Source organism: Gaiella sp. (genome assembly GCF_035558935.1).
Classification (GTDB): Bacteria; Actinomycetota; Thermoleophilia; order Gaiellales; family Gaiellaceae; genus Gaiella.
The window spans coordinates 1-8,499 of the sequence record NZ_DATMBZ010000100.1 but is presented as its reverse complement, the minus strand read 5'-3'; the positions used below and the strand labels follow the sequence as shown (position 1 = coordinate 8,499).

The window sequence follows — 8,499 nt, the reverse complement described above, 5'->3', positions numbered from 1 at the left end:
AGAGGCCCCCGGCGGTGCGGAAGTGGGTCTCGCGGTGAAAGGTCTTCATCGAGCCGCCGTTCGCGGTCGGGCCGAGGGTGGTCTCGGCGGTCTCGGGTGCGCTCGCCACGGCGATCCATTGTGGCAGGCGCGCGACGATCGGCGCAGGAGAAGCGCGCCGAGCGTCTGTGGAGGCTCTACGCTGACCCGCGCGGGCCCGTAGCTCAGCTGGTCAGAGCAGCCGACTCATAATCGGTAGGTCCCTGGTTCGAGTCCAGGCGGGCCCAAACGGAACCCCAGCATCCAAGCCGTTTCCGCACGGATGCTGGGTCAGGTGTGTCAGCAGCGCGACTCGCGGCGCAGAAGCTCGCCAGGAGGATTCGTCGCAGCGGCACCGCGGCAGAGCATGTCCCGACGCTCGCGGCTCTCCCGAAAGGCCTCCTGCTCGACGGCGATCAGGAGACCGGGGTGGTCACCGAGCTGCCCGTCGCCTCGAACAGGTCGCGAATCCGGCCGCCGAGGAACACGAGCGCGAGGATCACCACGATCGCGATCCCGCCGAGGATGAGCGCGTACTCGGCCATCGTCTGACCTTCCTGACGCTCACGCAGATTGAACAGGGTGTTCTGGAGATGGACCCCGAGTGCCGCCATGTGCGGAGCCTCCTGGTTGTCCTGGGAAACGCCCTCCCCCGGCGTCACGTCTTCAGTCCCCGGCTTGGAAAGGCGTTTGCATCCTGCTCCCGCCGGCCTGTCGCGATACTCGTCAATGGTCTAGCATGGAACTAGACTTTCGAATAGGGCCAATCTGCGACGTGTATGCAGGGCGTTGGGCGAATCGGGGGCAGCATGACCGACCGAAAACTTGCCGCGATCATTGGCGTTTGGTTGATCGCCTTCCTGCTGTTGCCCCTGTTATGGGCAAGCCTCCGGGGGTTCGACCCCACGTTCTGTGACACGTACCAGTCCGTCTGCGACTGGAGGAGGGGATGAGGCTCGAGGCGGGGAAGAGCGCGAGACGGATATGTTCGAGTCCAGGCGGGCCAGATCGGCGCTTTGCATTGCATGTTGCGCCCCGACTGCGCTACGGTGCCGAACCGCGTCATCCTGGCGTCGGTAAGGGGAAGGGGGAAAGATGCACAGAGCCAAGCGGCTTCTCGCCGTGGGGGCATGCGGCCTCGCGGTCGCGGCTCTCGGGGCGGGCTCGGCGTTCGCCGGGGAGATCACGGGCAACGGCAAGTGGATCGCTGGCTCGGAGACCGCGCCGTTGAAAGGCAAGTCGCCGTGCGCGTTCTCGGGGCTCAACGACAACTACGTGCTCGGGAATCCGCTGCCGGACGAGGACGGGTTCACGCACACGCAGAACTGGGGACAGGCCGGGCAAGAGGGTCGGGCGTTCCTGACCGGGCTCGGTTTGAACCCGGGAATCGCGTGCAACCCGACCAAGACGACGTTCGGAGAAGAGTGAGCTGACGAGCGCGAGACGGGCCGGCGGTGATCCGGCCGGCCCGTCTCGGTCTCGCGAGAAGACGTAGCATCGGGACTTGACCGCGTTTCCCGCGCCGCATGCCGACCTGCTCGAGGCCCCGTTCGGGACGCTCGGCACGATCGACTCGGAGGGTCGTCCCCAGCTCACGGAGGTGTGGTTCCTCCACGAAGACGGGGAGCTGAAGCTCTGGCTCAACGGGACGCGGTGGAAGACGCGCAACCTCCGCGAGCGTCCCGTCTGCAGCCTGTTGATCCTCGACCTCGAGAATCCCCGGCGCTACCTCGAGATCAGAGGGCGCGCCCGCGTGGAGCCCGACCCGGAGTACGCGTACGCCGCCAAGTTCGGAGCGAAGTACGGCATGGATCTCAGCGGGATCGACCCTCCCGGGCAGACGCGGTTCGTCGTCACGATCGAACCGGAGAAGGTCTACGCCGTCGACCTGAGCCGCTGAGCGACGCCCATTCGCGATGCGGCGCAGCGCTACGGCGTCGTCGTGTCGGTCGGCGTCGTCTGGGTCGTCGTCGGAGTCGTGGTCGTAGTGGTCGTGGTCGACGGCCCCTGCGACACGTTGATCCTCACCGTCTCGCCCTGCCTCAGCTGCCCGCCCGTCGGGTTCTGCGCGACGACCGTCCCCTCCGGCTGATCCGACGGCACCACCACGGCGTTCGCGACGAGCTTCGCCGACTCGAGCTCCGTCTCCGCCTCCGAGCGGCTCATGCCGACGACGTTCGGGACGTCCACCTGCGCGCTGCCCTTCGACACGTTGATCGTGACCGTCGACCCGTCCGCCGCGTCCGCGCCCGCAGCGGGATCCTGCGCGACGACGGTTCCCGGCTCGCCCTGCGAGAAGACCCTGCGCGTCTCGACCTGGAACCCCGCTGCGACGAGGCGGTCTCGCGCCTGCGACTCGGGAAGGCCGACCGCGTTCGGAACGGGGCCGCTCTTGGGACCGCCCGATACGAGGAGCTGCACCGTCGACCCATCGTCGACCTCGGTCCCGGGGGTTGGGTCCTGGCGGAAGACCGTGCCCTGGGCCGCGTCGTTCGGCTGGGTGACGATGTCCGACTTGAGGTTCTCCTCCTCGAGCCGCATCACGGCGCGATCGAGCGTCAGGCCCTCGACGGTCGGCACCGTCGTGGTATCCGACTGGGTGAAGTACCACCACGCGCCGATCGCCGCGGCGGCGAGCAGAGCCAGGAGCACGACGAGGAGCGCGATCCGATCGCCCGACATCCGACGTCGGCGCTCCTCGCGCACGGTGTCGCGCTCGATCGTCCCGTCCGCGCGCCGGCGCACCGTCTCGGATTCGACCTCGACGGCCTGCTCCACGTCGGGCGCGCCGAGGGGTCCGTCGGGCGGTGGGACGCCGGGGCGTCGGTCGCGGACGACCTCGATCGTCTCCTCGTCGTCGCGGATGAGTTCGTCGTCGGCCATAGCCCTGTAGCTGCGGCCGCCGCCGGGGCGGCCGGAACCGGACAGGTCTTACCCGGACTGACGGGAGGAGAAACGGGTCAGTCGCTCCACCAGCCCTGAACGAGCTCTGCGTCGCGTGGATCGTCGCCTGCGCCGAACGCGACGTACTCGACGCCGTCGGAGCCGGCCTCGACGGCCCGCATCGTGCCCTTGTCGAAGCGGATCGCGTCGAGCTCGCCGAGCTCGACGATCTCGTCGTCGACCTTGACTCGGGCCGAGCCGCGCAGGACGACGTAGACCTCCTCCTGGTTCTCGTGCTTGTGGCCGAACGGGACGCGGAAGCCGGGCGCGAGGCGCATCAGGCTCAGTCCGAGCGTCTTGCCGCCGAGCGCCGGTCGCGCGAAGCGTGCGTCGAGCTCGTCCGGCATGCCGAAGCTCGGAGCCTGGTTCTCGACATCCCCAACGAGATTCTTCTTCGTGTAGCCCATACGGAACCACGGTATCCGAACCGGCCCCGACGAAAACCTCGGCAGCAGAGCACACGTTGCACCCCATGTCACGAACCCCCGAAAGGGGGGTCGCACGACGAGGAACGCGGGCGATCCACTCGGGCATCACGACGCTCGAGCCTCACGCAACCGGCGCGATGATGGATCTGGCCACTTCGGCCCAGAAGCCCTTCACACCCGAAGCTGCTCCGGTCGGGAGGACCGCCTCGGAGTTTCGTCGCGAGAGCGATCCGGCGGTGATGCTCGGTTTCGTGACGCTCGCCGTCGCGTGCATGCTGCTCGCCGCCGTCGTCGCCTTCCTCTGGCTCCTCCTCTAACGGCGAGGCGAACGTCCGGCCGGGAAACCGGCCGTGAGGCCCGCTCGGCGGACTCCCCCGCCGCCGAGCGGCGCGTGCGCAACGCCCTTTCGGGCCGAGCGTCGTCATCCGGTGAAGGAGTCGGGTGTCCGACGCGGTATCCCGCAGGGGCGGCATGTCCGGTGACAGGCCGCCGGAGGGCCGGGGACCCCGACCCTCGAGAGGACGGCTGCGGAGCCGCCGCCACCCCCTCCCCTGAGGTGCGGCGGCCCGCGCCGCCCCCTGGAACGGAATCGGGGGCCCGGCACTCGGGCCCCCGGAGTACGGCGCAACGTCGGATCAGGCGACTGCTCGCCTTTGGGGAGAGGAGTCGCGCCGCAGTGAGGTATCTGTCTCACATCGCGTTGCCGAATGCGAGGATCGGTCGCCCCCCGACGAAAGCAAAGGCCGCAAAATGGACAAGCTCGCCGAGCTCCCGCACGGGGCGAAGGTCGCTCGGGGGCGGCGATCGCGCTTCTGATCGTCTCGTAAGAGCCTCTCCGACGTCGAGGACCGCGTCAGCTCGGTGACAGGTGGCGGCGGGGTTCTGGCGGGGCGCCCCGCTACACTCAGCGCATGGTCGAGATCGGCACGCTGCGGGTAAAAACCGGTCTCGCGGAGATGCTCAAGGGCGGCGTCATCATGGACGTCGTCGACGCCGAGCAGGCCCGCATCGCCGAGGATGCGGGGGCGTGCGCGGTGATGGCGCTCGAGCGCGTGCCCGCCGACATTCGCCGCGACGGTGGCGTCGCGCGCATGTCGGATCCGGAGAAGATCCGCGAGATCCAGGAGGCCGTCTCGATCCCGGTCATGGCGAAGTGCCGCATCGGGCACTTCGTCGAGGCGCAGATCCTCGAGGCGCTCGAGGTCGACTACATCGACGAGTCCGAGGTCTTGACGCCGGCCGACGTCGAGCACCACGTCGACAAGCACGCCTTCACAGTGCCGTTCGTCTGCGGCGCGACGAACCTCGGCGAGGCGCTCCGCCGCATCGCCGAGGGTGCGGCGATGATCCGCACGAAGGGCGAGGCGGGCACCGGCGACATCGTCAACGCCGTCACGCACATGCGCGCCGTCTTCGGATCGATCCGGCACCTGCAGGGGCTGCGCGACGAGGAGCTCTACGCGGCGGCGAAGGAGCATCGCGCACCCTACGAGCTCGTCCGCTGGGTCGCGGAAAATGGACGGCTTCCCGTCGTCACCTTCACGGCGGGTGGGATCGCGACACCGGCCGACGCCGCGCTCTGCATGCAGCTCGGCGCCGACGGCGTGTTCGTCGGATCGGGCATCTTCAAGTCGGGCGACCCCGATCGCCGCGCAAAGGCGATCGTCGAGGCCACGACGCACTACGAGGATCCGAAGATCCTCGCCGACGTCTCCGCCGGGCTCGGAGAGCCGATGGTCGGCATCTCTGCGAGCACGTTGCCCGAGGCGGAGCGGCTCGAAGTCCGCGGCTGGTGAGCCTTCGCTGCGCGAGGGCCTAGACGCAGGCCCGATCTACACTCTCGGGACGTGAACCGTCGTCCCCGGGTCGGTGTTCTGGCGCTGCAAGGAGCGTTCCGCGAGCATGCGCGCGCGCTTCGGGCCGCGGGTGCGGACGTCGTCGAGGTTCGCCTTCCCGAGCAGCTCGACGGGCTCGACGGGCTCGTCATCCCGGGCGGCGAGTCGACGACGATCACGAAGCTGGCGGCGCTGTACGGGCTCGACGACGCGATCCGGGGATTCGAGGGGCCCGTCTTCGGGACGTGCGCGGGGATGATCCTCGTCGACCGCTCCCACCTCGGCCTCGCCGATCTCGAGGTCGACAGGAACGCCTACGGCCGCCAGGTCGCGAGCTTCGAGGCAGACCTGGAGCTCAACGGCGAGGAGCGGCCGTTTCGCGGCGTGTTCATCCGTGCGCCACGCGTGCGGGACGTGGGCCCCGGCGTCGAGGTGCTCGCCGAGCTGGACGGCGAGCCGGTGCTCCTGCGCGACGGGCGCGTGCTCGTCGCGGCGTTCCATCCGGAGCTGACCGACGATTCCCGCATCCACGAACGGTTTCTGGAGCTGGTGACGGAGGCGACGAGTGTCAGGGCATAGCAAGTGGTCGACCATCAAGCACAAGAAGGGCGCCGCCGACGCGAAGCGGGGCAAGCTGTTCTCCAAGCTCTCGCGGGCGATCATGGTCGCGGCGAAGGAGGGGGGAGCGGACCCGGGCTCGAACCTCGCGCTGCAGAACGCGATCGAGAAGGCGCGCTCCTACTCGATGCCGAAGGACAACATCGAGCGCGCGATCGCGAAGGGCGCGGGCGAGGGTACGGACGGCGCGATCTTCGAGACCGTCGTGTACGAGGGATACGGCCCCGAGGGCGTCGCCGTGATCGTCGAGGCGCTGACGGACAACCGCAATCGCACCGCCTCGGAGGTGAGACACCTGTTCTCCAAGCACGGCGGCAACCTCGGCGCGACGGGCGCCGTCGCCTGGCAGTTCGAGCGGCGCGGCGTCGTGCTGGTCGGCGCGGACGGCGTCGACGAGGACGAGCTCGTGCTCGCGGCCGCGGACGCCGGGGCGGACGACGTCGAGCTCGACGGCACGACGTTCGTGGTCTCGGCCTCGCCCGACGACCTGTCGTCGGTGCGGCAGGCGCTCGAAGGCGCCGGCTACTCGCTCGAGTCGGCGGGGCTCTCGATGGTGCCGAAGACGACGGTCGCGATCGCCGACGAGTCGACGGCGAAGCAGGTCGTGCGCCTCGTCGAGGGCCTCGAGGAGAACGACGACGTCCAGGACGTCTACGCCAACTTCGACATCCCGGAGGCCGTGCTCGAGGCCGTCGCGGGCTGAGCATCGGGCGGCCCGGCGTCCCGGGCGTGGCTTCAGCCTCGCCCGTCTTCCTTCCTCGCACCGCGGAAGTTCGTCATCCCGAGCCCGCCCCTCCGGCGGTGGACCGTCAGGCAGCGGAGCCCCTCCGGCCCGGCGATGATGCTCCGTGTCGATCCGCGCGGCACGATCGCGAGCGTGCCCCCGCGAAGGTCGTGCGCCGCTCCGTCGACCGTGAGCACACCGGAGCCGGCGAGCACGACGATCGCGACATCGCGGCCCTCGTTCACGTGCTCCGGCTGGCCCTCGCCCGGGCGCCAGACGAGCAGCGTCGCGTTCAGCTCCTCGCTCGCCGTGCCCCACGCCGGCCCGCGCCCGTCGAGCGCGGTGAGGTCGACGATCTCCACGCGGCCACCGTAGCGTCCGAAGCGCTTCGTACCCTCTCGACGTGAAGGTCCTCGGCATCGACCCAGGGACGGCTGCATGCGGGTACGGGATCGTCCACGAAAGCGACGGGCGTATCAGGGCTCTCACCCACGGATGCTGGACGTCAGGCGCCAGGGAGCGGCCGGAGCTCCGGCTCAGGACGATCTTCGACGGGGTCACCGGCCTCATCTCCGAGCACGAGCCGGACGCCGTCGCCCTGGAGGAGTCGTTCGTCGGTGCCGACGCCCGCATCGCGCTCTTCGTCGGTCAGGCGCGCGGCGCCGCGCTCGTCGCGGCCGCGGGGGCAGGTGTCGCCTGCACGGAGTATGCGCCGGCCCGTGTCAAGCAGGCGGTCTGCGGCTACGGGCGCGCGGACAAGGGGCAGGTCTCGCGGATGGTGAGGATGCTGCTCTCGCTCGAGGCGGAGCCCGAAACCTCGCACGCGGCGGATGCCCTCGCTGTCGCGATCTGCCACGTCTCGATGCCGCCGCTCAGCAGGCTGGCGTCGTGAGGAGCGATCCGTGATCGCGCGGCTCAGCGGACGGCCGGTGGGACGCACGCCGGACGGGCTCGTCCTCGACGTGAACGGTGTCGGCTACCTCGTCGCCGCGACTCCGACGGTGCTTCGCCGGGCGGGGGCCGGCTCGGAGGTCACGGTCGAGACGTACCTCCACGTCCGCGAGGACGCGCTCCAGCTCTACGGCTTCGGTGACGCAGAGGAGCGCGAGCTGTTCGTGCACCTGCTGACCGTGAGCGGCGTGGGGCCGAAGGTCGCCCTCGCGGTCGTCTCGGGCTCCCCCGCCGCCGAGCTGCGAAAGGCGATCGCGCTCGGCGACCACGCCCGCTTCCAGGCGATCCCCGGGATCGGCAAGAAGACGGCCGAGCGGATCGTCCTCGAGCTCAAAGAGAAGCTCGGCTCCGTCGCCGAGCCCGGGCTGTCGGCGGTCGGCGATGCGCCGGGGCACATCGTCGCCCGCGACGCGCTCGTCGAGCTCGGCTACTCCGTCCTCGACGCCGAGCGGGCGCTGGCGGAGGTCGATCCCGATCTTCCGGCCGAAGAGCGCGTCCGTCTCGCGCTCCGCGGGGCCGCAGCGTGAGCCAGTTCCTCGCACCCGCCCTGCGGCCGGAGGAGGAGGAGGCCGAGCGCTCGCTCCGGCCGCGCCGGCTCGACGACTTCGTCGGGCAGGAGCGCGTGAAGGAGCAGCTCGGCATCGCGCTCGACGCCGCGAAGGCCCGCGGCGAGGCGCTCGATCACGTCCTGCTCGCCGGGCCGCCCGGCCTCGGCAAGACGACCCTCGCGCAGATCGTGAGAGAGGAGCTCGGCGTCGGCCTGCGCACGGTGGCGGGGCCGGCGCTCGAGAAGAAGGACATCGCCGCGATCGTCACCGCGCTCGAGCCGCGCGACGTCCTTTTCGTCGACGAGATCCACCGGCTGAACCGCTCGGCGGAGGAGATCCTCTACCCGGCGCTCGAGGACTTCCGCCTCGACATCGTCTTCGGACAGGGGGCGGCCGCCCGGACGCTGACTCTCGATCTGCCGCCGTTCACGCTC

The 8,499-nt window shown here is 70.0% G+C and carries 13 protein-coding genes and 1 tRNA gene; 10 read left to right on the top strand and 4 right to left on the bottom strand.

The genetic code is table 11. The features are described from left to right. Positions 1-192: 192 nt before the first annotated feature. Positions 193-266 (top strand) — tRNA-Ile (locus VNM44_RS09790). 168 nt (positions 267-434) lie between these two features. On the opposite strand, the gene VNM44_RS09785 is transcribed toward VNM44_RS09790, so the two are convergent. Continuing rightward, complete coding sequence (locus tag VNM44_RS09785; protein ID WP_325625687.1) at positions 435-632, bottom strand: Flp family type IVb pilin; 198 nt, start codon at positions 630-632, stop codon at positions 435-437. A 481-nt stretch (positions 633-1,113) separates the two neighbouring features. On the opposite strand from VNM44_RS09785, the gene VNM44_RS09780 reads away from it, so the two are divergent. Continuing rightward, positions 1,114-1,446 carry a hypothetical protein gene (locus VNM44_RS09780; RefSeq protein ID WP_325625686.1) on the top strand — a complete coding sequence of 111 codons (333 nt, stop codon included), beginning with the start codon at positions 1,114-1,116 and terminating at the stop codon, positions 1,444-1,446. A 76-nt stretch (positions 1,447-1,522) separates the two neighbouring features. After that, entirely contained in the window at positions 1,523-1,918 is a 396-nt protein-coding gene (locus VNM44_RS09775) for a PPOX class F420-dependent oxidoreductase (protein ID WP_325625685.1), read from the top strand. 29 nt (positions 1,919-1,947) lie between these two features. On the opposite strand, the gene VNM44_RS09770 is transcribed toward VNM44_RS09775, so the two are convergent. Beyond that, positions 1,948-2,901: a PASTA domain-containing protein gene (locus tag VNM44_RS09770; protein ID WP_325625684.1), complete on the bottom strand. Its 954-nt coding sequence runs from the start codon at positions 2,899-2,901 to the stop codon at positions 1,948-1,950. 77 nt (positions 2,902-2,978) lie between these two features. Next, on the bottom strand, positions 2,979-3,368 hold the full coding sequence (locus VNM44_RS09765) for a cupin domain-containing protein (protein ID WP_325625683.1): 390 nt from the start codon (positions 3,366-3,368) through the stop codon (positions 2,979-2,981). Between the two features lie 65 nt (positions 3,369-3,433). Between VNM44_RS09765 and VNM44_RS09760 the strand changes: the two genes are divergently transcribed. From VNM44_RS09760 to VNM44_RS09745, 4 genes are all read left to right on the top strand, one after another. Then, positions 3,434-3,706: a hypothetical protein gene (locus tag VNM44_RS09760; protein ID WP_325625682.1), complete on the top strand. Its 273-nt coding sequence runs from the start codon at positions 3,434-3,436 to the stop codon at positions 3,704-3,706. A 594-nt stretch (positions 3,707-4,300) separates the two neighbouring features. Continuing rightward, positions 4,301-5,185: a pyridoxal 5'-phosphate synthase lyase subunit PdxS gene (pdxS, locus tag VNM44_RS09755; protein ID WP_325625681.1), complete on the top strand. Its 885-nt coding sequence runs from the start codon at positions 4,301-4,303 to the stop codon at positions 5,183-5,185. A 51-nt stretch (positions 5,186-5,236) separates the two neighbouring features. After that, complete coding sequence (pdxT, locus tag VNM44_RS09750) at positions 5,237-5,803, top strand: pyridoxal 5'-phosphate synthase glutaminase subunit PdxT (RefSeq protein ID WP_325625680.1); 567 nt, start codon at positions 5,237-5,239, stop codon at positions 5,801-5,803. Beyond that, a complete protein-coding gene (locus tag VNM44_RS09745; protein WP_325625679.1) occupies positions 5,790-6,545 on the top strand; it encodes a YebC/PmpR family DNA-binding transcriptional regulator in 756 nt (251 codons plus the stop codon). The genes pdxT and VNM44_RS09745 overlap by 14 nt, the downstream gene beginning before the upstream one ends. Before the next feature lie 32 nt (positions 6,546-6,577). On the opposite strand, the gene VNM44_RS09740 is transcribed toward VNM44_RS09745, so the two are convergent. Further along, positions 6,578-6,928: a cupin domain-containing protein gene (locus VNM44_RS09740; protein ID WP_325625678.1), complete on the bottom strand. Its 351-nt coding sequence runs from the start codon at positions 6,926-6,928 to the stop codon at positions 6,578-6,580. A 41-nt stretch (positions 6,929-6,969) separates the two neighbouring features. Here VNM44_RS09740 and ruvC point away from each other — a divergent pair, with 41 nt between their 5' ends. The 3 genes from ruvC to VNM44_RS09725 form a co-directional block, all read left to right on the top strand. Further along, on the top strand, positions 6,970-7,458 hold the full coding sequence (gene ruvC, locus VNM44_RS09735; protein WP_325625677.1) for a crossover junction endodeoxyribonuclease RuvC: 489 nt from the start codon (positions 6,970-6,972) through the stop codon (positions 7,456-7,458). 10 nt (positions 7,459-7,468) lie between these two features. After that, positions 7,469-8,044 carry a Holliday junction branch migration protein RuvA gene (ruvA, locus tag VNM44_RS09730; RefSeq protein WP_325625676.1) on the top strand — a complete coding sequence of 192 codons (576 nt, stop codon included), beginning with the start codon at positions 7,469-7,471 and terminating at the stop codon, positions 8,042-8,044. Then, positions 8,041-8,499 (top strand): AAA family ATPase (locus tag VNM44_RS09725; RefSeq protein ID WP_325625673.1); only part of this gene is annotated, 459 nt, incomplete at its 3' end. The genes ruvA and VNM44_RS09725, both read left to right, overlap by 4 nt.